This is a genomic window from Paenibacillus sp. OK003 (assembly GCF_900109515.1).
Taxonomy (GTDB): domain Bacteria; phylum Bacillota; class Bacilli; order Paenibacillales; family Paenibacillaceae; genus Paenibacillus; species Paenibacillus marchantiae.
Genome location: NZ_FOBD01000005.1, coordinates 147,067 through 172,907, shown reverse-complemented (window position 1 = coordinate 172,907; position 25,841 = coordinate 147,067). Strand labels below are relative to the sequence as shown.

Below are 25,841 nucleotides of genomic sequence, written 5' to 3'. Positions count from 1 at the left end.
TACAAAAAGCAGCACCTGCTATTGCATGGGCTGCTCTTCCGATAGATCAACAATGGATTGAAACATATTCGTCATGTTCTTTATTTTATTCGTCTTAATTAGCAAGCAAACTTTAACTTTCCTTCTCTATACCAGCTTCTTGCGAATGTATCCCGAGATCAGATCAATGATCGTAATCATCACGATAATCCCCAGCAGGATAATCCCTACTCGCGGCCAGTTCCGTGTGCTGAGTGCAAAGATTAGCGGTGTACCGATCCCCCCTGCCCCGATCACCCCCAGAATGGTTGCGGAACGCACATTAATCTCGAACCGATACAACGTGTAGTTAAGGAATCCGGGCAAAACCTGTGGCAGTACAGCAAACCACAGCTGCTGCATGCGAGTCGCTCCGGAAGCGAGCAACGCTTCAGAAGGACCATAATCAATATTCTCCACTTCATCAGCGAACAGTTTACCTAGCATCCCGATGGAATGCAGCCCAAGGGCGAGTACACCCGCGAAGGAACCCGGACCCACCGCCTTGATAAACAGCAAAGCCATAATAATCTCCGGGAACGTACGGATAAAGCTGAGCACCATTTTGCCCGTACCCGATACAGGACGGAAGCTGCTCATATTTCGGGCAGACCAGAACGCAAACGGGATACAAAGTACAGCGGAAATGACGGTACCCAGCACCGAGATTGCCAGCGTATCCAGCAATCCTCGCAGCAAATCCTCACCCTCAGGCAGATAAACAAAGTCCCAATCCGGGGAGAAAATCCCGGCGACAATCGCCTTCATGATCTGACCAGCCGTTTCCTTCAAACCGGTAAACGGTACACCGGCAAGTGCCCAAGCGTACACAAGTATAAGCAAGATTACAATGACCCAGCGAAGCGGGTTCTTCCGTGGTTTGCGCCGGATTACGCTTGTTTCATTTTTCATCATAACAATTTCTCCCGCAGCTTAGTACTTACATAATCAATGATCAGAACAATGACAAGGGTAAACAGAATGATCACACTCGTTTTGTCATATTCCAGGAATCCAAGTGTTGCTTCATAATACAGTCCGATGCCCCCTGCACCAACCAATCCGAGTATGGCAGCGGCACGTACATTAATCTCAAAGGCATACAGTACATAGGAAGTAAACTGGGCGGCCAGTTGTGGCACCACACCATAAACAATCAGTTGAATCCGGTTCATGCCGACAGCTGTCATCGCTTCGAGCGGTCCCTGATCAATCGTTTCCAGCGTTTCGTAGGTCAGCTTGGCAATCAGTCCCACCGAGAATACAGCGAGTGCCAATATACCAGGAATCGGTCCCAGTCCAAACACAGCAACGAACAACGCCGCAAGTAGCAGGTCAGGCACGGTACGGATTAGGTTCAGTACAAAACGCGCTGGATAGTAGATCCAACGGCTAGGCATTAAGTTGCCTGCACAGATAATCGAGACCGGAATTGCGATGATCGCACCAATCGTTGTACCGATCAGAGCCATACGGATCGTCTCCAGCATGCCCTGAACGATGTTGTCAAAGTAAGTCCACCGCGGCGGGAACATCTCACGCAGCAGATCCAGCATGTTGGGCAAACCTTCAAACAGCTCACTGAAGCTGGCATCAGTCTGTCTCGCACTTGCCCACAAAAGCAGCAGAATGATCACTAGCGTGAGCAGATGTTTGGTACGCCCTGGTGGTTTGGGACGATGGACAGCCGAACCTGAACCTGTGTCAGGACGCTTTCCCTTTCCTGATTCATTCTGCAATGATCCATCTATCGATACGTTTACGGGTTGCTTCATACCAGAACTTCTCCCCGCTGTTCCTGTACAGCCTGTTTATCCAGCAGCTCGTCTGCCAGAATAGGTCTGCCATAAATTTCTGCAAAACGCTCATCCGTTGCTTCGGATACCGGACCATCAAACACCACTTCGCCGGCACGCAATCCAACAATACGGGTCGCATACTCTCTGGCTAGGTCAATAAAGTGAAGGTTAACGATCGTGGTAATACCGAGATCCTGGTTGATGCGTTTCAGATCATCCATTACCTGCTTCGTTGTGAGTGGATCGAGTGAAGCGACAGGCTCGTCTGCCAAAATGATCTTGGCTTCCTGTGCAAGCACTCGGGCTATGGCCACCCGTTGCTGTTGACCACCGGACAATTGATCCGCGCGGGAATAGGCTTTTTCAGCGATATTTACCCGTTCCAGTGCTCCAAATGCGAGTTCTGTATCTTCTTTGGGAAAACGGCCCAGAATGGTACGCATCGTGGAATGATATCCCACGCGTCCAGCAAGCACGTTACGAAGCACACTGGAACGTTTCACGAGATTGAAGCTCTGGAAGATCATACCGATATCCCGGCGAATCATGCGAAGTGACTTGCCATGAGCTTTCGTGATCGACTTACCATTAATCAAAATCTCACCGTCACTGATATCATGAAGTCGGTTAATGGAACGCAGAAGCGTCGATTTTCCCGCTCCAGACAAACCAACGACGGCAATGAATTCCCCTTGTTTGAATTTCAGGTTAATATTATTCAGGCCCTTGGTGCCGTTAGCGTATGTTTTCGTTACGTTGTGAAGCTCAATCATGGCAATAATCCTTCTTTCATTAATATGGTATTTCGCAGGGTCACGCTGTAATGGGACAAGCCAGCGCAGCGTGTATCACGCTGAACTGGCCTGCCCGCTGAACCGATGAAGTTATCCAATGAAAAGATAATCAATGCAATACAATGCGATCAATCCATCACGATATTTCTTGAACAGAGAACTACTCGGTTTTTACTTTCTCCCCGTACTCACGAACGATATCAAACTTGCTGTCATCCGACTCTACATAACCTTCGTGTGTGTAGATTTCTTTGATAATTTCGTGACCTTGTGGATCTTTACCGATGTCGATGAATGCTTGTTTGATCTTCGCTGTCCAATCTGCATTCATGTCTGTACGTACTGTGATGGTATCGTTAGGAATCGGCTCAGTGAACGCCAGTACACGCGTATCTTCAAATACCGTCGGGTAGTCTTTCACTACAGTGTTACGAGCATCCTGGAAAATCGCTGCGGCATCAACGTCGCCGTTCAGGACTGCCAGCACACCTTGGTCATGGCCTTTAACCGTGATTGGCTGTACATCTTTCAAAGGATCAATGCCTCTGTCGAGCAACAGGGCTGCCGGCCATACATAACCTGCAGAAGAAGTTACGTTCTGGTAAGCGATTTTTTTGCCTTTCAGATCCTCAACGGATTGGATCGGCGAGTCTTTTTTTACAATAATCATGGATTTATACGAATCTGCCAGTTGCTCGGTTGGAGCGCCAGTCTCATCATTTACACCAAAACGTTGTGCCTGAAGAATAACTTCAGCTGCACCTTTTTCTTTGGCAAGTACATAAGCCGTCGGAGGCAGGAAACCTACGTCCACTTTATTGGAAGCCATTGCTTCAATAATTGTGTTGTAGTCTGTGGATACGCTGACCTTCACCGGGATACCCAATTTGTCACCCAGCAGCTTCTCGAGCGGTTTTGCTTTGGCTTCGAGTGTATCTGCATTCTGTGATGGAACGAATTGTACAGTCAGCTCAGTCGGCACATAACCTTCAGCGGCTTTGTCTGTCTCTGCCGTGTCAGTACTGGATGAATTCGAGCTCGTATCAGCCCCGTTAGCCGAACCTGTTGTACTACTGTTAGACCCACAAGCACTTAGAAACAGAACCAAAATCAACAATGGTAAAAATAAAGCAGACTTCTTCAAGCGAACACCCTCCAAAGAGTTTCTATTTTTCGTTACTTGTCTACTATAGTCGTCAATTATTTGCGCGATGTGAAACGAAATTTGGAGTTTTGTAAAGTTTCCTGTCAGGCTGTCAGAGCGGCTTTGATCTGTTAGAATAGCCTCATTACGGTTGATAATACAAGTAGAAATGGTGATTTCCCTTGTACTCTGCCGCTAGAATGACCTGTGATTTGATATGTTTAAACTTATATATTTAGAGGAGATTGTAAAATGACATCCATACCAACTACGGCAAGCTTCGACATCATGGTAACCAGTGACCTTCATGGAGCCATTCGCCCCATACATTACAACACCAATGCTTATCGCCCAGCCGGACTTGCTTTGCTCGCTTCGCTGATCCGACGTGAACGGGAGCGTTCACCCGAACTGCTGCTCGTGGATAACGGCGATCTGCTGCAGGGCTCTCCTTTGGCCTCGTATGCTGCTTCCTTTGTTTCGAATCACGAAGTGCATCCCTTCATTAATGTTCTGAACGAACTGGGCTATGATGCAGCCGTGATGGGCAATCATGAATTCAACTACGGCCAGGACTTGCTGCGTAAAGCCGTTGAAGATTCCCATTTTCCTTGGCTATCCGCAAATATTGTTATGAATCGTCACAAGGAAGACTACGAAAGTTTAATTGAACAACACAGCGCCGACGATCATCCGTCGTATAGAACTTATCAGGACGACACGGTCGTGATCCATTCATATGAAGGGAATCCTGAAAAAGAAACACGGGTCATTGCACCTACTGGAGCAGCCATTCCCGCCTTCGGTCCTCCCTATTTGATCAAAACCTTGTCTTCAGGCGTTAAAATTGCTTTGCTGGGCGCAACGACGCACTATATTCCGAATTGGGAGCATCCGAAAAATATAGAAGGTTTACAGTTCCTTGATGCTATGGAGACTATTCGTGCGTGGGTTGGTTATATTCGTGAACATGAACAGCCGGATTTGCTCGTCGTCAGTTATCATGGTGGTTTTGAGAGTGATCTGGAGACGGGGGAACCTGCCGAGCGGTTAACCGGCGAAAATCAGGCGTACGCCATCTGCCGTGACATTGAAGGGATTGATGTTCTGCTCACCGGGCATCAACATCGTCAGCTTACTGCTGAAATACATGGTGTGACCGTAATCCAGCCTGGGTTTAGTGGGAACGGGGCCGGTCATGTATCCGTTGAGTTGGACCGGTTATCGAATGGAAGGTGGCAGATTGCAGGCAAACAGGCTCGCTTGTTGCTCTTGGATGAAAATAGTGATGTACAGCCCGATGCGGCTGTTATGAAACTGACGGACGAGTTGGAAGCAAAAGCACAGGCATGGCTGGACCAGCCGATTGGCGAGGTGGCCGGAGACTTATCCATCACCGATCCTGCCGCATTGCGGCTCGCGGCGCATCCCTTCATTGCTTTTGTACATCAGGTGCAGATGGAAGCAACGGGAGCACAAATATCGAATACCGCATTACTCAGTGAAGAGGCCCGCGGTTTCGGTTCCCTCATTACCGTTCGGGATGTGCTGTCTAACTTTATCTATCCCAATACACTGACGGTGCTGGAGCTTCGTGGTCAGGACATTCGGGATGCATTAGAGCAAACGGCGCGTTACTTTGAAGTGGAGGCTTCAGGCGAAGTAGTCGTTAATCCTGCTTACATGCAGCCGAAACCACAGCATTATAATTATGACATGTGGGCGGGCGTCGAATATGAGCTGGATATCTCCAAACCTGTGGGAAGTCGTGTGGTGAAGCTGGAACGCGAGGGCATTCCTGTTACGGTGGACGCGACGTACTCTGTCGTGATGAACAGTTATCGCGCGGCAGGCGGCGGTGATTACGCGATGTATCCGGGCAAAAAGGTACTTCACGAAGGCGCCACGGATATGGCGGCACTGGTGGAGGATTATATTCGCAGACATCAACCACTAACCGTGGAACGGGCGAATAACTGGCGGGTTGTTGGTCGTAAGGGATAATTACTGCTTATGTCGGTGGACTTGAACAGGGGATTTAGGAGGATTTAGCATACAACAAGCACAAGCATGTAGGTATGCCTGCGCTTGTTGTATGCTTGCTTCCTTCTTATTTCTAAGGAACCTAGGACGTCTTATTTGTCCCTCCGCCCCTCATTTCTAATTGTAAGGAACACCAGACACGCTATTTCCTAAAAATGTGACGATTAACGCGATATACGGCTCAACATCTTAAAGTAGCGTGTCTCAGGTTCCTTAGATTTCCGTAATTGCTTTAAACTCCTGAATAACGTGTCCGCGATTCGTTAGCGCTCAACCCTCTGCTCAAACCGTAATCGTAGGCGGTGGGATGAGCCATGACATGGATGCTCATGCTCAAAAGGGACGTCTCGTCAAATTCATGACCACGAGACAGCCCTTCTTCATTTTTTAATCCATATTCCCCTGTACGGTTAAGTTGTTACATTCGTCAAACCTGCACCTGCTCCTATTATAATGTAACCAATGCCCCACGCTCCTCCGCCGAGCGCATCTCGGCTTCAATTAACTCAAGCGTACCTGTTGCACTTTCCGGTGTACATACAGATACAGGCGTACCTGCTTGAACAGACTGGATAAAATATTTGAGTTGGTGATAATATCCCGAGTCGGGTGACAGCTCAGCGACGAAACCGGGAGCATCGTTCGGATTTACTTTCAGCTCACCATTCTCAAAGACCAGATTCCCCTGCTCCAAATTAACCCGATACGTCATGGAGAAACCGTAATCTCCCCCCAGCGTCCAGTCAGCTTGGGCATTCAGTACTTTTCCATCAGGGTACACATAATTGGTCGACACGGTATCATAGCCACTTCCCGGAATGACGTTGTGAGCCAGCGTGGATACTTGATCCGGTTTGCCAAACACCCAGTGAATAATATCCGCATCATGGATGTGCATATCTAATATGCAGCCACCGCTTTTCTCTCCATCCAAAAACCACTCTTGAGGCAAACCTGAACCCCTGAAGAAATAACCTGCGTTGACCGCTCCATAACGCCCGTCTTCTACTACGGATTTCAGATACGCATAGGCTGGCCAGAAGCGTAAACATTGACCAATCATCAGTGTTTTCCCGGTCTCTTTGGCCGTCTGTGCCATCTTCCAGCCTTCCGCCGAATGGCGCGCAACCGGCTTCTCACACAGCACATGAAAGCCTTTCTCCAGCAAGGAACACGTTAGTTCAGCATGCAGTGGTGTAGGCAGCGTAATATCAATGATATCCAGTTCTTCTTGCTCCAGCATCGCGTCGATGTTGTCGTACAAACGATAAGGTGTGAGATCATATACCTCTTGCTCGGTCGCCATATTGCCGGCTGCTTTACCGTTCTTCAGTTCCTCTATTCTCAGATCGCAGATGGCTGCCAATTCCACGGGTTCCCCTTCTGAGGCAAGACGTACATAGTTATCAAAATGCATACGTCCCATAAACCCAAATCCGATCAATCCCACTTTCAACATGTTTTTACCTCCCACAAAAAAATAAATTTTATGTTCTCATAAACGTTGTTATTTGAATTTATTCCTGAGAACGTCCAAGAATGGCATCCATCGCTTTGGATGTATTGAATATGATCTGTTTCGAATGATGGGTGTATGGCGGAATCATCTCGGCAGTCACGTAGTTGTCGTAACCAATGGCCTGTAATGCCTGCATCACCGCCGGATAATTCACATCTCCAGCCAGCAGGTCTACAAACCCATGAAGCCCTCCTGCTTGACGTCGGTAATCCTTGAAGTGCACTTTCTTGATCCGGTGACCCAGAATGCGAACCCACTGCTCTGGGTAACCATTCTGCACCACATTGCCCACATCGAAATACGAACCTATATAATCTGAGCTAAAAGAATCAATAAAGGTACGCAGCTCTAGCGGTGACACCAGAAATTTGTTCCATACGTTCTCAATACCAATCGATACTCCGGCACTTTTCGCATACGGCAGCAGATGCGCAAGGGTTTCTTGCGCCCGTTCGTAAGCAACTTCATAATCCGTCACTTCACTGTCTGGAATAAAATCCACACCAACCGCACCCGGAATGACCAGAATGGTATCCACACCAAATGCCGCGGCAAGCTCCAGCTGTTTTTTACACACATCCAGTGCTTTCGTACGGATCTCTGGACGAGCGCTCGTCATCGGGTAATCCCAGTACAATCCGGTTGCTAGTCCCGCGATTTCGAGTTCGGCCTCTTCGAGACGTCCCTGAATATCACGAACCTCCTGATCCGTGGCAGACAGACTCAGCTCGCCTTCTCCATTAAGCGAAAGTTCAATCCCCTCAAAGCCAGCTTGCTTCGCCGTCTGAATACAATCCGCAATAGAGGCATCTCCTGGAAAAGACCATATGTTAATCCCTTTTTTCATCCGAATACCCTCCTTCAAAATATGAATACCTGTTCTTCAGCATCGCATCGCTATCCTAATTGAAAATGACCAAATCGGGCAGGCAAATGAAAGTTTACAGCCCCCGTGGGCTGCCATGCCTGATACTCCCGATCTCCCTGCACATTCTCATCAATACGGTAAACGTTGACCCTCCAGCATACGCCTTTAGTCAGGGGCGACTTGAAGTTACTCGCTGGAATATGGATCACATACACCCGATGGCCCTGACGATCCACTTCGACAGCCGTTTGTAACCCCTCCAGCTGCCAGGTTACATCTGCCTTCAATATAGAACCTTCGCCGTTATTGTGAATGAGTGCATCAAATATTACGTTGTGCGGACTGACCTCCAGTTCGATGTAGTTCCTGCCATCGCCCTGTTCATCAATGAACAGTTCAACCACATCCTGCTCATACAATGGCTGATCCCTTTCCGTGAAATCAGATACAACGTGATCATCCTGGCATTCAAACCGAATATACAAATATTCGGGACTCCAGCCAAAACGGACTTCTGTGGATTGATGAGGTGGTCTGCCTGTTACCGTGTCCACCAGTTCCACTGGAACACATCGTTCCCAATCCGCAGTCGAGGGGAATCCACTCTGTGCAACTGACCTGAGTGGTTCGCAGCAATAACTCGTGCTCCGGTCCACAGGGAGAGAGTCCATCTGAATCCTCTCCTTTTTTAGCTTAATCCGTGATATTGTCTCTCTCGTAAGAACATGTGATAATACTTATATTATAAATATTTTACGTAATCATTTATTTAGGAGATAAAGAGATTATTTGCACAATTCCGTTCAGTTTTAATTAAATCTTTTTGGGCCAATCTCATCGAAAAAAGGAGATGGAATTTATGTCTCTCCAGCAAGCGGTATATCCTCTGCAACGAACCGCGACTTACAAGGAATGGTCTCCCAACGTGCATTATGCTCAGTTCCAGAGCCTTCCTCCCGGCAAGCTGGCAAAGCGGCGTCTGTATGACTTTGAACTTCTGTACGTCTCTCAAGGTGAAGCTGCAACTTATATGAACGATAAACACCATATTTTGAAAGCTGGTCAGCTAATCTTGCTATCTGCCGGTGTCTATCACCAGAATGAGGTGGTTTCCAGCCCGGAAGCACGTTTCATTGGCATTCATTTTGATTTCTTCAACGAATTGACCATTCAGACCGAGGCAGATATGGTTGTTAACGAAGAGACTGTTCTGCACCACAAATTCGCAGTGGAGGCGTGCGCAGAGGGCATGACGCCGCTATCTATTAACCCGGTGTATACCCCTTCTCCAGCTGCCGTGCAGCTTATGGAGCAATTGGTACATGAATTTACGATGCGCCCACCGGGATATGAACTGGTATGTAAAGCCTTGATGCTGCAAATATTGACCCATCTGCTGCGTTCATCCTGGCGAAGTTCATCACGCCATGATTCGGTACACGGAGATAAGCTGCTCGAACTCATGAAACGTATAGAGATCGCCCCCTCCAACCCGTGGACCAATTCGGGCATCGCCAAACAATTGAACCTGAGTGTGGATCACATGGCCAAATTGTTCAAACAGGTTGCGGGCATGCCTCCCAACGAATATATTCAATCCATACGCCTAAGCGAGGCACGCAAACTGCTGCGGGAAACGGATTATTCCATTGAGGCTGTGGGTGTACTAAGCGGTTACCCAGACATTCATTATTTCAGCCGTATGTTCCGCAAATATGAAGGCATTTCCCCCCGGGAATACCGGAAGTTGTCCAAAATGTTATAAAAAAAGAGCAGCCTGCTAATGTGCAGTCTGCTCCATACTTTTTGAAACAAATGGTTCATTTTCCCATGTCAAACCATAACCTTTAATTCAGCCTATACAGGTAATTTCCGCTCAATATCATTCTCTCTACTTATATTGTAACGTTATTTTCATGTTTTTTATAGACTGTTTTTTTGGCGATTCCTACACTATACTGCTTAATACAAATCTAAAAAAAGAGGTGCATCAGTATGGATGACCAAAAAAATGTCTTAGATAATGGACCCTTTTTTCATGGTACTAAAGCAGAACTGAACATTGGAGATTTATTAGAACCGCAATACTTATCCAATTACCAAAATAAAAAATCTAACCATATTTACTTTACGGGAACATTAAATGCTGCCAAGTGGGGTGCTGAATTAGCCAAAACGAATGCCAAAGAAAGAATCTACATTGTAGAACCATTAGGAGATTTTGAAAATGATCCTAACTTGACTGATAAAAAATTTCCCGGCAACCCAACACGCTCATACAGATCAAAATCACCTCTAAAAATAGTAGCTGAATTAGCTTTATGGGAGAGACACTCCGATGAAGAGATAAATCATATGCTTACATCTTCAAAAAAATTAAGTGAAGAAGGGAAAAATGTGATCTACGATTAATTTTCAACCAAAAAGTTCCCTTCGTCCAAATCTGGACAAGGGAACTCTTTGGTTGATCGCTATTTTATTTTGCCATTGGAAGACTGGCGGAATATACAGCGGTACGGGACGATCATTTTAACAGCCACTTCATATGAATGATCCAGATAATCGAGCAGCTGTTTAACCGCGAACATGCCCATCTCCAGCTTGGGTACATGAATGGTCGACAACGGCGGAGAGGTGAATTCGGATATTTCAATATTATCTACCCCAAAAAAGGCGATATCCTCCGGAATGCGGAGTCCCTGTTCGGTTGCAGCACGCATGGCCGCAATCGCCATCATATCACTGGCTGCAAAGATGGCTGTAGGTCTGTTCGCATTGTTGGTAAATGCCTGCTTGGTCAATTCATAACTCAGCGAAACATCCCATTTCACATCGATCACCCAATCATGATCAATAGGTAATCCCGCATCAGTCATGGCACGCCGGTAACCAAGAAATCGTTTTTCCTCCAGAAAATCATTCTTGAATTCTGCTCCGCCAATGTAGGCAATGATCCGATGCCCTTGGGCAATCAGATGATTCGTTGCTTCTCTCGCAGCCTCTTCACGATCATAACCGACGACCGGAATGTCCGGGTCCGTAATATCCACACCCACAACAGTCCGTACATTGGCCTTGAGCCAGCGATAGGCTTCCGGATCAATCCGTTCCACCACAATCATGCCGTCAATCTGATGTTCCTTCACCAGAGACTGCAGCTGCACGATATCCCCATCGTTTTCGATGCTGTACACAAATTCCAGACGCATGCCTGCTTCAGCAAGCTGCTTCTCAATCCCTTCCATAATGACTGAAAAATAAGGACTGTTGTATTTATTTTGGGGAATAGCCACCACACAGCCGATCGCATATGCCGTTTTGGGCTGGACCTTTTTCTTCTTGGCCGGACGCTGTGAACGATAGCCCAGTTCCTCAGCGGTGTCCCATATTTTTTTGCGGGTTTCATCGCTGACTGATCGATTGACATCGTTCTTCATCACACGTGAAACGGTAGAGATCGATACACCAACGCGGTCTGCAATATCCTTCAATTTTGCCATGTGAAGTCCCCCACCTTTCCTCAACCTATGTATTTAAACCCCATTCGTATTGGGGCAATTTCATCTCTGCAAACACAAATTTGCGGCAAATATAATTCTATATTTCTACTGGACAGAAGTCAATGAAATGGTGCACAGGCGCAGTCTTTTATAAAATAATAGCGGCAGTCAGGGAGCTTGCTGTCCCCCATAACTGCCGCAATTTTAATTCTTTTTAAGAAAACGTATGAAGCTTTGCCACCTCTTTATCTGCTTATTGCATCTTGGAGGCCAAATCCTTAAGCGCTGCGTTCAGATCACCATCTCCGGCAAGTGGAAGTTTGAGTGATTGCTCACCATACGTCCAGACCAGATCGGTTTTCTTGGTTGTAAAGGGAGATACAATGCCATACTGCTGCGCATCCAGGAAGATTTTATTATCTTCACCTACAGTGGCAATATAAGCATCCGCTGCGGCCTTGTTCGCGGGAATCGAGTATCCCTGTTTCGCCAGTTCTGTCTGTCCTTCCGGACCTGCTAGCCAAGCGAGCAGCTTGTAAGCTGCCTCTTCATGCTTTGTATTGGAGCTGATGGCAAGACCTGCTGGCTGAACAACGGTTTGGTTGGTTTTGAATTTCGGCAAATAAGAGATACCGTAATCCACACCAGCCTCCTGGTAGTTGGTTGTATTCCAGCTGCCACCCGGATTCATCGCTACTTTGGATGTCGTGATCGCAAGATTCACCTGTCCACCCAAACCTTCAATCTGTGCAGGTGTGGTGTTGATCTTTTTATTTTTGGTCAAGTCGATAAAATAGTTCAGCACTTCCATTGCTTCAGGTGTCTCAAGCGCAAGGGAACCATCGTCATTCACCAGTTTCGCACTGTTGGACCACAATTCCGGCTCCAGGAACCAATCCATCGTTGACCCTGGTGAAATGGACAAGCCCCACTGCACAATGTTTCCGGCATCAAAACCCGCTTCGTCTGCGCTTTTCCCGTTCTTATCCAGCGTCAGCTTGGTTGCAATATCGGTAATTTCATCCCACGTTGGCTCAAGCGATGGAACGGGAGCTTTATGAGGGTTCGTGGCTTCATTCTCAAAGATCGCTTTGTTGTAATACCATACGATGACGTTGGCATCGATCGGCAAGGATACTTGTTTACCCTGGTATTGGTGAAGACCGAGCAGACTTTTGTCCACATTGTTCAGATCAAACTGATTTTCCGCGAGCAAGCCGTCCAATTCCTTGAAAATGCCCAGCTCGGCGTATTTCTCCACGTATGCATAACTCGTTTTGAACACGTCCGGAAGTGTGCCCCCAGCTGCATTCGCTGTCAGTCCGTCCCAGTAGCTGCCCCAATCCTTGCCTTCGAGTTTGACCTTAATATCGGTATTGGCCTTCATGAACTGATCCAGCAGTTCCTGTGTACGATGAAGCTCTTCTGCCGTCCCCCACTGGGAGTATGTGATCGTTACAGGTTCACTCTGGCTGCCGCCGGAACCAGAAGAGTCGGCGTTTTCGGACGATCCCCCGTTTCCACATCCACTGATCACCACCATTGTAGCAAGTACAAGTGCCCATACATTGAATAGCCGTTTACTCTTCGCTCTCATATACACAGCTCCCCTTTAAGTCATATCAATAAGTCCTGTTCACCTGAAAACCGGAAAGCAAGCAGCCACTCTACCCTTTGGTGCCCGTAAGCACCACCCCCTCAACGATATAACGTTGTGCAAACAGATACAGCAGACCGATAGGTACAATACTGATAAATGCACCCGCAGCGAGCGCCGGCAAATCCTGGCTCGTCTGACCAATTAACAGCTGCAAGCCCACACTCAGCGTAAACATTTCTGCGTTTTTGATATACAGGAACGGCCCCAGAAAATCGAGCCAGGAGTTCACAAAGGCAAAAATAATGGTCGTCATAATAATGGGTTTGGACAGCGGCATAATGACTCGTGCATATACCGTCCAGCGATTGCCGCCATCGAGATATGTAGCCTCGTCCAGCTCCTGAGGAATGGTCATGAAAAACTGTCGGAACAGGAAGATATAATAGGCACCTCCAAGCCAGGCTGGCACAATGAGCGGCAACCAGGTGTCAATCCAGTTCAGTTTGGAAAAAAGAACGTACGAGGGAATCATCATAATGGATGGAGGGATCATTAAGGTAACAAGTACAACCGGGAACAGAATATTCCGATACTTGGTTGCAAAACGGGAGAAACCATAAGCGACAAGTGAACTGGACACCACCGCTCCCGCCGCAACAAAAAAGGAAATGAACAATGAGTTCTGAATCCACTGCCACATCATCGGCTGCACAGCGAACAACCGTTCAAAGGCTTCCAGACTGAATGTGTCTGGCAGGATGGTTGGAGGTACCTTGTAGGTTTCCGCTTTGGTTTTCAGCATGGTCGAGAGCATCCATACAAGAGGCCCTGCGAACAGCATTAATGCTACAATCAGCATGGTATATTGGGACGCTTTTACCGCTATTTTTCGGCTGTTCATGTAACTCTCCTCCTATCGTTCTCCCTCGTAATACACAAAGCGGTTTGATACTTTCATCAGGATCAGGGTGACAAGCGAGATCACGGCGAACAGGAAAATCGACTGCGTCATCGCCATGCTGAATTTCAGATCGGTAAAGGCCGACTTGTAAATATTGTAGACAAACGTATAAGCAGAGTAGTTCGGACCACCCTTAGATAGCAGCAGCGCTTCCGTAAACATCTGAAAGTTATACATCGTCTGAATAATGATGACAAACAGGATGGAAGGACTGATCATCGGCAGTGTAATTTGGAAAAATCGGCGAATCCCGCTTGCACCGTCAATTGCAGCAGCTTCATACAAATGTCTGGGTACATTTTTCAGTGCAGCCAGGAAGATCAGAACCCCACTACCCGAGATCCAGACCTGAAGCATGATGATGACCGGCTTGATCGTATGCTCCCCGCCAATCCAATCCACTTTGCCTATACCCAGCGCGCCAAGTCCGGCGTTCAGGATGCCGAATTCGGAGTTGAACACTAGCCGCCAGATAATAACCGTTGCCACAATAGGCACCAGGGTCGGTAAATAGAAGAAGGTACGGAACAGGGCAATACCTTTGACATTGAAATTAAGCAGCATCGCCAGACCCAGCATACCCGCCGTTACGATCGGAACACCGAATACAACGAAAAACATCGTGTTCATCAAGCTTTTCAAGAAGATGGGATCATCCATCATGTGCGTAAAATTATCAATGCCGACAAAGTTGAAGTTGGTCGCTCCCGGAAGTCTCGCATCCGTAAAGGCGTAGAAAACCGAAGTCCCGAAAGGAAACAGGAAAAAGGTGATAAATCCGATAATCCAAGGCAAAATGAAGAGAAAAAACAGCAGTGTGTCATATTTTCTCAACCTGTTCATGATGACACCCCTCAGCCTGAAATTTCTTCTAAATAGACGTACCGTTCTTCCAAAATGGATTTCTCTGCCGCCAGGGCAATAAGCAACGCGTTACGACCAACCTGCGCACTAGCAAAAGGCTTTCTGCCTTCCTGTACACATTTCAGAAAATCAATGCGTTGGGTCTGTCCACCCGTGTGTCCACCCATAATGGAATCCGAGGTCACATCAATCTCCAGATGGTCCTTCGTCCAGTCCTGCCCGCCAACGATGTCAATCGTCTTGTCATTACGGGCAACCATCTGGCCACCGTTCTCTCCGATCAGGCCAATCTCAAGCCCTTCTCCCATCAGATTGCGCGGTTTCAAATACATGCACAAGCCCAGATTGGCCTTACTGCCGTTATCATAATCAATGGTGATAAATGCATGGTCGACGATGGAGGTATCCGAAATTTCTTTCGTCGGATAGTGACTGTATGAATTCTGAATCCGATTGGGCTCTCCTTGCTTCATGACATGCTGGCCACCAGAGCCAAACACGCGGACAGGCTTCGCCTGGATCATCCAGTTGAAAATATCGAAGTGATGACAATCCTTCTCTACAATCGCGCCCCCAGACTTGGTCTTGTCATAGAACCAATCCGCAGGCGGGAACGGATCACGGAATTCCTTGCACCACATCAATTTCACATCACCAAGACGCCCGCTCTCCAGTTCCTTCTCCATTCGGCGATACAGATTCGAATACCGATATACCAATCCGATCTGCAATACCCGTCCCGAGGCTTCCGCCGCTTCTATAATGGCATCACAGTCCTCAATGGTATGGGCGACCGGTTTCTCCAGAAATACATGCTTGCCAGCTTCCAGAAAAGCGACTGCCACTTCACGATGCAAATAGTTCGGTACACTGATGACCACCGCATCCAAATCTTCCTTGGCAAGCAGCTCACGATAATCGCTAACGATGGTGGGATTACTGTTCTTAAGTTCAGCCAGCGTACGTGCCACATTGGCTTCATTCATATCACAGATATAACGAACCTCACTATCCTCAAGCAAATCAAAACCAATGCAATGATGTGACCCCATGTCTCCTACACCGATAAAAGCCATTTTTATCTTCCCCATGCTTACACTCTCCGTTGCTCGTTAATTTGCGGCAAATGCCATGAAGCCAATTCAATGTCAATAAATCTAACAAGACTGTGACTATGTAACGATAGTAAAATAGTTTTAATTCCTTGTCAATTGATTTTGGCTAAATTTTAAATTATTTTGCGGCAACATATTTGCGCTCTATTTTATATACTACTAAACAGTATAACTCTTTATTCATCATAAATTAAGCGTTTACATTTTCGTTGTATTATCATATACTTTAATTTGCATTCATTTTTATTTGCGGCAAATATTTTATTCCAGTTATGAATAATCATGTTCAAATTCCAATGAAACACGCTTATTTTCAATAGAAAACACAATAAATTCTGGAAAAAATTCTGTTGAATCTCCTGTATTCATCCCCTATAATGCAATTTAGACACGCAATCCAAGGACTAAAAACACATTTTATATTTGCCGCAAACCAAAATCACATCTTTTTGGTTGTTTATTTCCCGATTACTACCATGACTCTTACATAAAACGTTACTAATCTGCTGCTTCATGCAGATCAGAAAGGAGTTGAGCTCTCCTAACGCACCCCTCATAACGAAATTCGGGGTGGGAAGAACGAGTTATCATTCAAAATCCATTATTCAGGAGGTATACCATGACAAAATTATTTGATCAAAGCAAGCGGAGCCTTGGATTGTTTTTGGCTTTTGTCCTCATGATTACCTTGCTATTGCCTGCGGGAGCCTTCCCCAAAGCCTCTGCTGCAACCATCACCATTGATGGCAATGTCAGCGACTGGAGCAGCGTTAGTGCTCTCACCACCAATAGCGGCACTGCCCAGACGCTCAAAGTAACCAATGATGGAACTAACCTCTATCTGCTTATTCAAGGCTCAGGCCTGAGTACAACGATGGGCAACTTCTGGATCAACACCGATAACAATACTTCAACCGGTTACCAGGCTGCGGGCTGGGGAGTTACAGGTGTGGAGTGGCTGCTTGAAAATACGGGTTTATATCGCTATGGCGGCAGCGGAACCGACTGGGTCTGGAACTTCAACAGCACGTTGACCAGCTCCCAATTCTACCGCAGCTCCACCGTCATTGAGATCGCTATTCCTCTCGCCACACTGCAAATCAGTGCAGGCAGCACAGTGCGAGTCGGGTATATCGACAACAGCTCGGATACATCGAGATTGCCCGCGTCTGGACAAACACTGCCAGCTTACCTTCTGACCTCGGCTGGATCAGGTGGTGGTACGGGGAACAATACCGTGGTGAATCCCGTAGAGCTGGACAGCCCACTCAACAATCCATTCAAAGGCTGGGCGCCTTCGGCTAAGAGCACCACATATACACAGCCACACAGGCTCGTATATGCCGGAGTGACTTGGAAGGAACTTGAATCTACCAAAGGCACATATGATTTTAGTGCGATTGAAGCTGCCAACAATTTTGCCTATTGGAAAAGCAAAGGTGTCAAAGTGGTGTTTCGCTTCATTCTGGACAGCCCGACAGGACAGGCTCACCGGGATATTCCCGACTGGCTCTACAATGACATGATTGCCCGCGGAGAATCGCCTGGAACCGTATACAACGATACAACCGGAGGCATGGGTACGGGCAACAACATGGGCTTCTCTCCCAACTACAATTCCACCTATCTGCAAGAACGGCACAAATTAGCCATTGAAGCCATTGCGGCAAGGTACAACACGAATGATCGTCCGGTCGCTTTTGTCCAAATCGGTTCCCTCGGACACTGGGGCGAGTTCCATACTTGGCCTTATGTCGGACCCAATGGTGAAACCAATTACACAGGTGCTTTCCCTACCAATGACATCTCGAACAAGTACGTTCAGCATTATATTGATGCCTTTGCTGGCAAAGAGGACAAAATGCAGGTTCTGATCCGGCGCAGTATCGCCCTCGCCAAAACCAATAATAAAGGCATGGTCATGGGCATGTTCAACGATGTGTTTGGACATAAAGACAGCTTCGATGCGGATTGGGGCTGGTACACAGGCACCCAGAATGGCTATTGGGATGACATTGGTCAACAGCAGCCTGCACATCCGAACTTCTGGGAGACACGTATCTCAGGCGGCGAATTTTACGGGGGAGCTTCCGGCATGCTTGCGGCATTAACCACCGGTAGTGGATTTACGGAAACGTTACGTCAGACGGAGCTTAGTAAACCAAGCTGGCTGGGACCGAATTCCCCTGCCTCGCTTCCTCTGAATCACGCCTTACAGGCCAATATCGATGCACTCAAGAAACGAATGGGTTACCACTTTGTGGTGAAGGAAATCTCGCACCCATCCACCATTAGCGGAAGCACATTTACAACAACCATTAAAGTGGAGAATAAAGGCGTACAGCACTTCCCGTTTGCCTGGCCGGTTGAAATTCAACTGCGCAGCGGCAATACCGTGGTCGCCAAGAAAACAACAACCGTTAATCTGACTACGTGGAAAACGGGTACCTACACCCTGACCGATTCCATTCCGGTCTCCGGTCTTGCTGCCGGAACCTATGATATCGCGATTGCGATCATTGACCCGGAAACAAATCAGCCTGGCGTGGACTTTGCCAATACAAACAAGCTGACGGACGGATCATTCAAGCTGAGCAGTGTAACGAAGTAATCTCAGGTTGCTTCGACTAGTGAAAATGAAGAAGAGCAGGAATGAGGGCACTATGCTCTCATTCCTGCTCTTCTTCTTGGTAGAATAATACCTATGATCCACTTTTCCAAACATATCGTTTAAGCTTTTCTCCTTACACTACTGTGCCTTGTTCCGCAGCTGACTGTAATACAGTTCGCTGTAGAAGCCGCCTTGTTCCAGTAATGCATCATGCGAACCCTGCTCAAGAAGCTGACCATCCTTCAGTACAAGAATGCGATCGGCTTGGCGGATCGTGTTCAGCCTGTGAGCGATAACAAAGCTGGTGCGGCCTTGCATCAGGCGCTGCAGCCCTTCCTGGATTTTGATCTCCGTGACGGTATCGATACTGCTGGTCGCCTCATCCAATACAAGAATGGAAGGATCGGCCAGAATTGCCCGGGCAATTGCAAGCAGCTGCTTCTGTCCCTGACTGATGCCACTTCCGTCGGCCTGAAGCACTTTATCGTACCCGTCCTTCATCCGTATGATGAACGAATGGGCATTCGCCAGCCTCGAAGCAGCTTCCACCTCTTCATCGGTCGCATCCAGGCGGCCGAAACGGATATTTTCCCGAATCGTACCCTGGAACAGGAATGAATCTTGAAGAACGAATGCCATGTGTGAGCGCAAATTCTCGCGCCGAATGGTCGTAATGTCACGTCCATCCACCGTTAATGTGCCACCTGTCGGATCATAGAAACGGGATAATAGCTGGATCAGAGTCGTTTTCCCCGCTCCGGTCGGACCCACAAGGGCAATCATCTCACCCGGTTTGGCTTCAAAGCTGATGTCATGCAAAATGTTACGTCCTTCATCGTATCCAAAGGATACTTTGTCGAAACGAACGGCTCCCTCCACCTTGTCCAAAGATACCGCTGCCCCTTCATCCTTCGCTTCCTCATCTTCGTCCAGCACCTCGAACACACGCTCAGCCCCCGCAATCGCGGACAATAACGTATTCCACTGGTTAGCCAGATCGTTGAGCGGACGGGTAAACTGACGGGCATATTCCACAAAGATAATAATCACCCCGACTGTAACCGAACCCTGAATCGCCAGAATACCACCGATGCCCGCAACAATCGCAAAGCTCAGGTTGTTTAATCCATTCATCAGTTTCGGGATAAAACCAGAGATCGTCTGTGCCCAGAAACCAGAAATCCGGATACGGGTATTCCGTTCCTCAAAACCGCGAATCACCCGCTCCTCTTGCGAGAATGCCTTAATGATCCGCTGCCCGGATAATGTCTCTTCAATATAACCGTTAAGTTCACCGAGATTGCGCTGCCGCTCCTTGAAGAGCGGTCCCGTTCTACGCGTAATCCAACGCATGCCGATGGCCATCAGAGGCACAACGATAAAGGTAAGTAGGGTCAGCAGCGGACTGAGCCAGAGCATAACCCCAAACGTCCCGAGCAGCGTCAATACACTTGAGAAAATCTGGATGGCCGAGCTGTTCAACGTACCGCTGACATTCTCGATATCATTGGTCACCCGACTCATAATCTCCCCCTGCTGGCGTTTACCGAAGAATGGAATCGGCAGCTTGTGCAGATGGGAGAACAGATCATACCGCATGCGGAACACGGTTTCCTGTGCAATTTCGATCATCCATATGTTTTGTAACCAGGATGTAAGAGAGAACAAGACATACACTGCGGTTAATCCAATCAAAAACCGAGTCCAGCTTGAACCGGCTTCACCCGCGATGAAATCATCCACGGCCACCCCTACCATGTAGGGGCCAAGCAAAGCGAGTGCGGAGCTGGCAAACACCATCAACAGTACCATGGACAGCTTGACCTTACGCCGTGCCAGATAGGTCCAGATACGACCTAATGTACCTGACCAGTTCTTCGCCCGTGCCTTGGGTTTGCGGCCACCGCCTGACCGTAACGTCTCCGGATCAATCGGCGGGGGCGGCTGACGGAAAGGCTCAATGAATGCTTTGAACATGCTGTGCACCCTCCCCGTATTGTGATTCATGGATTCGACGATACAGCTCTGACGATTCCATCAGGTCTTCATGTTTTCCCTGTCCAATGAGTTGTCCATCATCAAGCAGCAGAATCAGGTCCGCCGAAGTGGTCGAACTGATCTTCTGGGTGATGATAAACGTAGTACACGACAATTCTTCCAGCGCATCGAGCAGTCTGCCTTCTGTAGCTACATCCAGCGCACTTGTGCTATCGTCCAGAATCAAAATTCTTGGTCTACGTACCAGTGCTCGTGCAATGGAAAGTCGCTGCTTCTGTCCACCGGAGAGATTCACTCCCCGTTGACCCAGCAATGTATCATAACCGTTTGGTAAATTCTCAATCGTTTCATGGATCTGCGCGCGCTTCGCGGCTTCCACGATCTCATCCAAGGTAGCATCTTCCTGACCCCAGGCAATATTCTCCCGGATGGAACCGGTAAACAGGACAACCTCTTGAGGCACATAACCAATCGCACCACGCAGCATGAACAGATCCAGCTCTGATGCATCGGCACCATCAATCCGTACCTTACCTTGATCCTCTGTGTATAACCGCGGAATAAGCTGCACCAGTGAAGATTTGCCTGAGCCAGTTGCTCCCATAATGGCAATGCGCTCCCCAGCTTTTGCAGTGAATGTGATGTTATCCAGTACTGTAATTTCACTATTCGGATAACTGAAGCCTACACTGCGGAATTCAACCGCTCCCTGCACAGTGCGCTGTTTCTTCGCTGGGAATACAGATTGCGGAAAATGCGAAGATTTCATAGATCCAGCAGATGTTGCAGATGTTGATAACGACTTCGTCTGTTCAGTCTCCGACGTGTCCTCCGTATTAAACACTTCATTCAGCCGTTGCGCCGAAGCGCTTGCTCTGGAGAAGGTTACCAGAATCCAGGACAACGCAGACATGGCACCAATTGTGCGAAGCAGGTAGTTAATGACGGCGACCACTTCACCGACGGTTGCATTACCGGAGGCGATGTCGACTCGCCCAAACCACAGCACGGCGATGATACAACCGTTCATCATCAGCAGCATGAACGGCATCGTGGTCTCCGTCAGGCGCAGCGCGGAGATTGTGCCTTTCATCAGCTTGCCGCTGAATCCAGCAAAGCGTTCAATCTCATGGCCCATCCGTACGAAGACACGGATCAGCCGAATGCCTGTCAGATTCTCCTGGATGACTCCATTGACGGCATCCAGTCTGCGCTGCACATTGCGGAACAGCAGCGCTGCCTTTTTAATCATCCACACCACAACGAGTAGCAATACAGGCACCATGACAACCAGCAGCAGACCCAATCTCGGATTCACGATTACTGCCATAATCATGCTACCAATCACCACCAGGGGCACACGTGTCATGAAGCGCAGACTCATGAAGACGGTATCCTGAACCTGGGTCACATCCCCCGTTAATCGGGTAATCAGAGACGACGTCGCGAATCGGTTAAAGACGGCATAAGAGAACGTTTGCACTTTCTCATACAGCTTCTCCCGCAGATCGTATCCAAACCCCAGACTTGCATGGGATGCAAAGAACGAACTCGCAATTCCGGCAGCAAAAGCCACCACAGCACTACCAACCAGCACACCGCCCCATAACCAGACGACCGATAAGTCTCCCTGCTGAATCCCGTTATCAATGATCTTGGAGATCAGATAAGGCTGAGCCAGCTCCACCGCAAGCTCAATTAACATCATGACCAGGGCTGCAATCGCGGCAACTCGGTACTTCTTCAAGTAGTACAACAGCTTGATCATAAGCATTCCTCCGGCCCGGAGCGTATTTTCTGGTGAAGATTTGGAATGTCCACACAGCCAGCTCCGTTAGTGTCTTTGTTAACTCTATGTAAAATTTCACGTAACCATTATGATTATTATATCGCTTTTTCTCCCATTAAATCGTTAATATCTTCTTATTCTTTGTATTAACCTGAAATAGACATAGAGTGAACATTTATCTGCAAATAATAAAGGGACTCTCTCGAAAACACATCAATGAAGAACAAAAACACCGATACGTTAAAAAGAACGAAACAGAAGTTCATCCTGCTTCGTCCCTTTTACGTTTTTCCATCATTCATATTCAAACAAGAGATAGTTGATGTCATCGTCCAACGGCCTTTTTTAAGGGGGAGAAACGCCCTACCACAGTTCTCGCATTCTAAGTGCAACACTGCCGTTCCCGGTACCGCTTAATGATTTTACGGCTAATGTCAGGATCTCATTGCCTGGCAATGCATAGTTTACGTTGAAATTGGACAACCCATCTGTTTTTCCTGCAAGGGAGATTCCTGCCAGTATCCGGACACCTGCAGCTTGATCCATGTCTGTTGCCGTCACATCCGATAAAAACGCGGTTTCCGAGGAAGGCGTACTCGAAACGGATAAGAAGGAAGCACCTGTAAGTTGGGACCTAACTCTCAACTCCCAGGCAAAATCGGCAGACCCCAATATATCGAAGCTCTCTATTGACAAATTGACCGAATTGGGTCTGGTAGTGCCATCGGGGAAAAATTGCTTGCGTCGAAAGCTCACCGTAGGGGAGAATACTGCATTAGTAATCAACGTATTCGTGCGTATTTCCGTTGTAATTCGTGATGTCTCCGTGACTGTGCCCAAGTTGTTGAAATATCTTCCGCCAACGTTCAAGCTTACTGATCCGCCTGCTGCACCGTTGTTTGCCAGCGCCTTGATATTTTGGTTAGGGTCCGAGATCAGGATATCACCCAAGGGATTAAACCGATGTATCGTAATTGGCTGCTGGAAATTTTGAGGATTCACTGCTACAATCCGAAGTTCCACCTGTCCATAGGAATAACCATAGCGTATTTGATATAAATATCCAGTAAAAGTATTCAGAGTAACCCTGCTTTGACTGGTTCCGTCCATTGTGTCAACATTCCAGTTCTGTTGATATACCTTTTGGGTTTCCACTCCATTTTGGACTAATGCAACATAAACCCCAGTGCTATCTTGTCCGAAATAAACACCATTCACACCATCCGTATAACCCCACTCCACCTTTTGAGTTCCTACAGGTACAGCAGGAACTTGTACATTAATACCACAATCAAAAGCAACCGATAGGAATTGACCCCGTTCTGTTGTTGTCAACTGAGCAAGGCTGTTGGCAGTCGCAGCTGATTGTAACAAAAAGTTTTCACCAGAATTGCTAACAGAACCCCCACCCATAGTAGTAACCATATCCCTTAATGCGGAAATACCGTAATTGGGTACAAAATTAAACCGGGAGCTTACTTCAGCGGTTTGTAGCTTATCAATCATTGCATTGGATGTTGGAGTAATCCCTCCGAGATTATAGATGGGTTCAATAAATACCATTGTACTCCCTCCCATTCCTCTCAAATTTGAATACCAGCAGGTTAATTGACAATAAACTCAACCAGAATCGGGATATTGGCATCAAGTGTGTCTCCATTGGGAATCGTAATCGAATTGCCTGAAACCGTAGATGCAGAGCTAAGCTGAAGAACACCATTAATATCAAGCAAATAGTAGGAATAGCGGTTCGGAAATGCGATAGCGCTGTTTCCTGTATCATCAATGAAGCTGGTTGCGGCAATGGAGAAGCTTGCATCAGATCCTGTTCCCTGACCAGCAGTCGTTACAAATTTTCTTGATGCCTCAAACGGTACAACAATAGGCATCCTGTTCACATCCTTCTTTTGTGACGTATGCACATATTCGGAGAGGACACGGTCTGAACCTTGGTAGATCATTGGCCCAGGACCGTGATGAATATCTCCGATCAGATCAGTTGTATACAATTAAATTCGATGATTAAGTGATAACAGTGATAACAGGCGTAGAAATGGTAGGCTGCGTCGTAATGGTGGATACCGTATCGGCAAAGCTGGAGATCTCCAGGGTCACCGGAACACCAACAGAAATATCAACTGTATCCAGAATCAAGCTAGTTGTAGAAACTGTAGACAAAGAGTTTTGTTGTATTACGCCATTGACATACACGTTAAAATATTCTAAGGCTGTCAAAACAGGAAACGTTACTACCGGAGCATCGGCATCATCGACAAAACTGGTCGCAGGAATTGTTATCGTTGTTGCACCAATGTCACCCGCTGCTACTGCCGCAAAATAACGAGATGTTGCTGGAGTGACAACAGTATCTACCGCTCCCCCTGATGAAACAGGAGTCGTAGAAGTTGCTGTATAAACAGGTTTTATCACTGCCATGTTCTTCACACCCTTCATATAAATAGGCTCGGAGAAATCGCGGGCCCAAGCCACGGCGCTTAATTGGCTGGGGACGCCTTGAATATCTCCGATCAGATCGTTTCCAATACAGGTTCAATCACTACGTTATAACAGTTATAACAGGCGTAGAAATAGTAGGCTGCGTCGTAATGGTGGATACCGTATCGGCAAAGCTGGAGATCTCCAGGGTCACCGGAACACCAACAGAAATATCAACTGTATTCAGGATCAAGCTAGTTGTAGAAACTGTAGACAAAGAGTTTTGTTGCATTACCCCATTGACATACACGTTAAAATATTCCGTGGCCGTCAGAACAGGAAACGTTACGACTGGAGCATCGGCATCATCGACAAAACTGGTTGCAGGAATTGTTATCGTTGTTGCACCAATGTCACCAGCTGCTACTGCCGCAAAATAACGAGATGTTGCTGGAGTGACAACAGTATCTACCGCTCCCCCTGATGAAACGGGAGTCGTAGAAGTTGCTGTAACAACAGGTTTTATTACTGCCATTTATATCACCTCACTTTCGGACTCTATACACGATATGAATATCAATACTAATGGTCACGGCAAAATGAATAAATATAAATAAATTTGGGTTTAAATGTATTATATATGTCATTATTTTTATATATAAAGGGTTTCATGTGATTTTTTGAGAATTTTTGGTAAAATATCTGCGAACACTATCATTGGCCCAGTCCACTAGAGTTAAGTCCCATATGATAAACAAACTTTACAAATGGAGGCTGAGAAA

General features: G+C 47.3%; 22 protein-coding genes. 4 read left to right on the top strand and 18 right to left on the bottom strand.

Going from position 1 to position 25,841, the window contains the following annotated elements:
- Nucleotides 1-126 precede the first annotated feature (126 nt).
- The 4 genes from phnE (BMW94_RS09430) to BMW94_RS09415 all read right to left on the bottom strand — a co-directional run bounded on the left by phnE (BMW94_RS09430) (nucleotide 127) and on the right by BMW94_RS09415 (nucleotide 3,755).
- Nucleotides 127-933: a phosphonate ABC transporter, permease protein PhnE gene (gene phnE / locus BMW94_RS09430; RefSeq protein WP_063565946.1), complete on the bottom strand. Its 807-nt coding sequence runs from the start codon at nucleotides 931-933 to the stop codon at nucleotides 127-129.
- Nucleotides 930-1,793 carry a phosphonate ABC transporter, permease protein PhnE gene (gene phnE / locus BMW94_RS09425; RefSeq protein ID WP_254790194.1) on the bottom strand — a complete coding sequence of 288 codons (864 nt, stop codon included), beginning with the start codon at nucleotides 1,791-1,793 and terminating at the stop codon, nucleotides 930-932. The genes phnE (BMW94_RS09430) and phnE (BMW94_RS09425) overlap by 4 nt, the downstream gene beginning before the upstream one ends.
- Nucleotides 1,790-2,590, bottom strand: coding sequence for a phosphonate ABC transporter ATP-binding protein (gene phnC / locus BMW94_RS09420; RefSeq protein WP_063565947.1), 801 nt, complete (start codon nucleotides 2,588-2,590; stop codon nucleotides 1,790-1,792). Before phnC ends, phnE (BMW94_RS09425) begins: the two co-directional genes overlap by 4 nt.
- A gap of 181 nt (nucleotides 2,591-2,771) precedes the next feature.
- The gene (locus tag BMW94_RS09415) at nucleotides 2,772-3,755 is read right to left on the bottom strand and encodes a phosphate/phosphite/phosphonate ABC transporter substrate-binding protein (protein ID WP_090997522.1); all 984 of its coding nucleotides are present in this window, start codon (nucleotides 3,753-3,755) and stop codon (nucleotides 2,772-2,774) included.
- A 252-nt stretch (nucleotides 3,756-4,007) separates the two neighbouring features.
- On the opposite strand from BMW94_RS09415, the gene BMW94_RS09410 reads away from it, so the two are divergent.
- Nucleotides 4,008-5,759 (top strand): bifunctional metallophosphatase/5'-nucleotidase, encoded by a 1,752-nt coding sequence (locus tag BMW94_RS09410; RefSeq protein ID WP_090997519.1) that lies wholly within the window; start codon nucleotides 4,008-4,010, stop codon nucleotides 5,757-5,759.
- Between the two features lie 487 nt (nucleotides 5,760-6,246).
- On the opposite strand, the gene BMW94_RS09405 is transcribed toward BMW94_RS09410, so the two are convergent.
- The 3 genes from BMW94_RS09405 to BMW94_RS09395 are packed head-to-tail and all read right to left on the bottom strand — an operon-like array spanning nucleotide 6,247 to nucleotide 8,856.
- Complete coding sequence (locus tag BMW94_RS09405) at nucleotides 6,247-7,257, bottom strand: Gfo/Idh/MocA family protein (RefSeq protein ID WP_090997516.1); 1,011 nt, start codon at nucleotides 7,255-7,257, stop codon at nucleotides 6,247-6,249.
- 58 nt (nucleotides 7,258-7,315) lie between these two features.
- Complete coding sequence (locus BMW94_RS09400; RefSeq protein ID WP_090997514.1) at nucleotides 7,316-8,164, bottom strand: sugar phosphate isomerase/epimerase family protein; 849 nt, start codon at nucleotides 8,162-8,164, stop codon at nucleotides 7,316-7,318.
- 50 nt (nucleotides 8,165-8,214) lie between these two features.
- A complete protein-coding gene (locus BMW94_RS09395) occupies nucleotides 8,215-8,856 on the bottom strand; it encodes a carbohydrate-binding family 9-like protein (protein ID WP_090997510.1) in 642 nt (213 codons plus the stop codon).
- A 188-nt stretch (nucleotides 8,857-9,044) separates the two neighbouring features.
- On the opposite strand from BMW94_RS09395, the gene BMW94_RS09390 reads away from it, so the two are divergent.
- Together BMW94_RS09390 and arr are read left to right on the top strand one after the other, a co-directional pair.
- A complete protein-coding gene (locus BMW94_RS09390) occupies nucleotides 9,045-9,950 on the top strand; it encodes a helix-turn-helix transcriptional regulator (protein ID WP_090997507.1) in 906 nt (301 codons plus the stop codon).
- Between the two features lie 230 nt (nucleotides 9,951-10,180).
- A complete protein-coding gene (arr, locus tag BMW94_RS09385) occupies nucleotides 10,181-10,597 on the top strand; it encodes an NAD(+)--rifampin ADP-ribosyltransferase (protein ID WP_090997505.1) in 417 nt (138 codons plus the stop codon).
- A gap of 59 nt (nucleotides 10,598-10,656) precedes the next feature.
- Here arr and BMW94_RS09380 read toward each other — a convergent pair whose 3' ends face one another.
- The 5 genes from BMW94_RS09380 to BMW94_RS09360 all read right to left on the bottom strand — a co-directional run bounded on the left by BMW94_RS09380 (nucleotide 10,657) and on the right by BMW94_RS09360 (nucleotide 16,201).
- The gene (locus BMW94_RS09380; RefSeq protein ID WP_090997502.1) at nucleotides 10,657-11,685 is read right to left on the bottom strand and encodes a LacI family DNA-binding transcriptional regulator; all 1,029 of its coding nucleotides are present in this window, start codon (nucleotides 11,683-11,685) and stop codon (nucleotides 10,657-10,659) included.
- Between the two features lie 253 nt (nucleotides 11,686-11,938).
- Nucleotides 11,939-13,282, bottom strand: coding sequence for an ABC transporter substrate-binding protein (locus BMW94_RS09375; RefSeq protein ID WP_090997499.1), 1,344 nt, complete (start codon nucleotides 13,280-13,282; stop codon nucleotides 11,939-11,941).
- Between the two features lie 70 nt (nucleotides 13,283-13,352).
- Nucleotides 13,353-14,186: a carbohydrate ABC transporter permease gene (locus BMW94_RS09370; protein ID WP_090997496.1), complete on the bottom strand. Its 834-nt coding sequence runs from the start codon at nucleotides 14,184-14,186 to the stop codon at nucleotides 13,353-13,355.
- A 12-nt stretch (nucleotides 14,187-14,198) separates the two neighbouring features.
- Complete coding sequence (locus BMW94_RS09365; protein ID WP_072735121.1) at nucleotides 14,199-15,089, bottom strand: carbohydrate ABC transporter permease; 891 nt, start codon at nucleotides 15,087-15,089, stop codon at nucleotides 14,199-14,201.
- Nucleotides 15,090-15,100: 11 nt separating this feature from the next.
- Nucleotides 15,101-16,201: a Gfo/Idh/MocA family protein gene (locus BMW94_RS09360; RefSeq protein WP_090997492.1), complete on the bottom strand. Its 1,101-nt coding sequence runs from the start codon at nucleotides 16,199-16,201 to the stop codon at nucleotides 15,101-15,103.
- Nucleotides 16,202-16,844: 643 nt separating this feature from the next.
- Between BMW94_RS09360 and BMW94_RS09355 the strand changes: the two genes are divergently transcribed.
- Nucleotides 16,845-18,836 (top strand): DUF4832 domain-containing protein, encoded by a 1,992-nt coding sequence (locus BMW94_RS09355; protein ID WP_090997489.1) that lies wholly within the window; start codon nucleotides 16,845-16,847, stop codon nucleotides 18,834-18,836.
- Between the two features lie 138 nt (nucleotides 18,837-18,974).
- Here the strand turns inward: BMW94_RS09355 and BMW94_RS09350 are convergent, their stop codons facing one another.
- The 6 genes from BMW94_RS09350 to BMW94_RS09325 all read right to left on the bottom strand — a co-directional run bounded on the left by BMW94_RS09350 (nucleotide 18,975) and on the right by BMW94_RS09325 (nucleotide 25,594).
- The gene (locus tag BMW94_RS09350; protein ID WP_090997486.1) at nucleotides 18,975-20,813 is read right to left on the bottom strand and encodes an ABC transporter ATP-binding protein; all 1,839 of its coding nucleotides are present in this window, start codon (nucleotides 20,811-20,813) and stop codon (nucleotides 18,975-18,977) included.
- Complete coding sequence (locus BMW94_RS09345; RefSeq protein WP_090997483.1) at nucleotides 20,794-22,602, bottom strand: ABC transporter ATP-binding protein; 1,809 nt, start codon at nucleotides 22,600-22,602, stop codon at nucleotides 20,794-20,796. The genes BMW94_RS09350 and BMW94_RS09345 overlap by 20 nt, the downstream gene beginning before the upstream one ends.
- A 384-nt stretch (nucleotides 22,603-22,986) precedes the next feature.
- Complete coding sequence (locus BMW94_RS09340) at nucleotides 22,987-24,186, bottom strand: hypothetical protein (RefSeq protein WP_090997480.1); 1,200 nt, start codon at nucleotides 24,184-24,186, stop codon at nucleotides 22,987-22,989.
- Between the two features lie 41 nt (nucleotides 24,187-24,227).
- Nucleotides 24,228-24,512, bottom strand: a complete 285-nt coding sequence (locus tag BMW94_RS09335; RefSeq protein WP_090997477.1) for a DUF4183 domain-containing protein — start codon at nucleotides 24,510-24,512, stop codon at nucleotides 24,228-24,230.
- A gap of 133 nt (nucleotides 24,513-24,645) precedes the next feature.
- On the bottom strand, nucleotides 24,646-25,059 hold the full coding sequence (locus BMW94_RS09330) for a DUF4183 domain-containing protein (RefSeq protein WP_090997474.1): 414 nt from the start codon (nucleotides 25,057-25,059) through the stop codon (nucleotides 24,646-24,648).
- A gap of 121 nt (nucleotides 25,060-25,180) precedes the next feature.
- Nucleotides 25,181-25,594 (bottom strand): DUF4183 domain-containing protein, encoded by a 414-nt coding sequence (locus BMW94_RS09325; protein ID WP_090997471.1) that lies wholly within the window; start codon nucleotides 25,592-25,594, stop codon nucleotides 25,181-25,183.
- Nucleotides 25,595-25,841 lie beyond the last annotated feature (247 nt).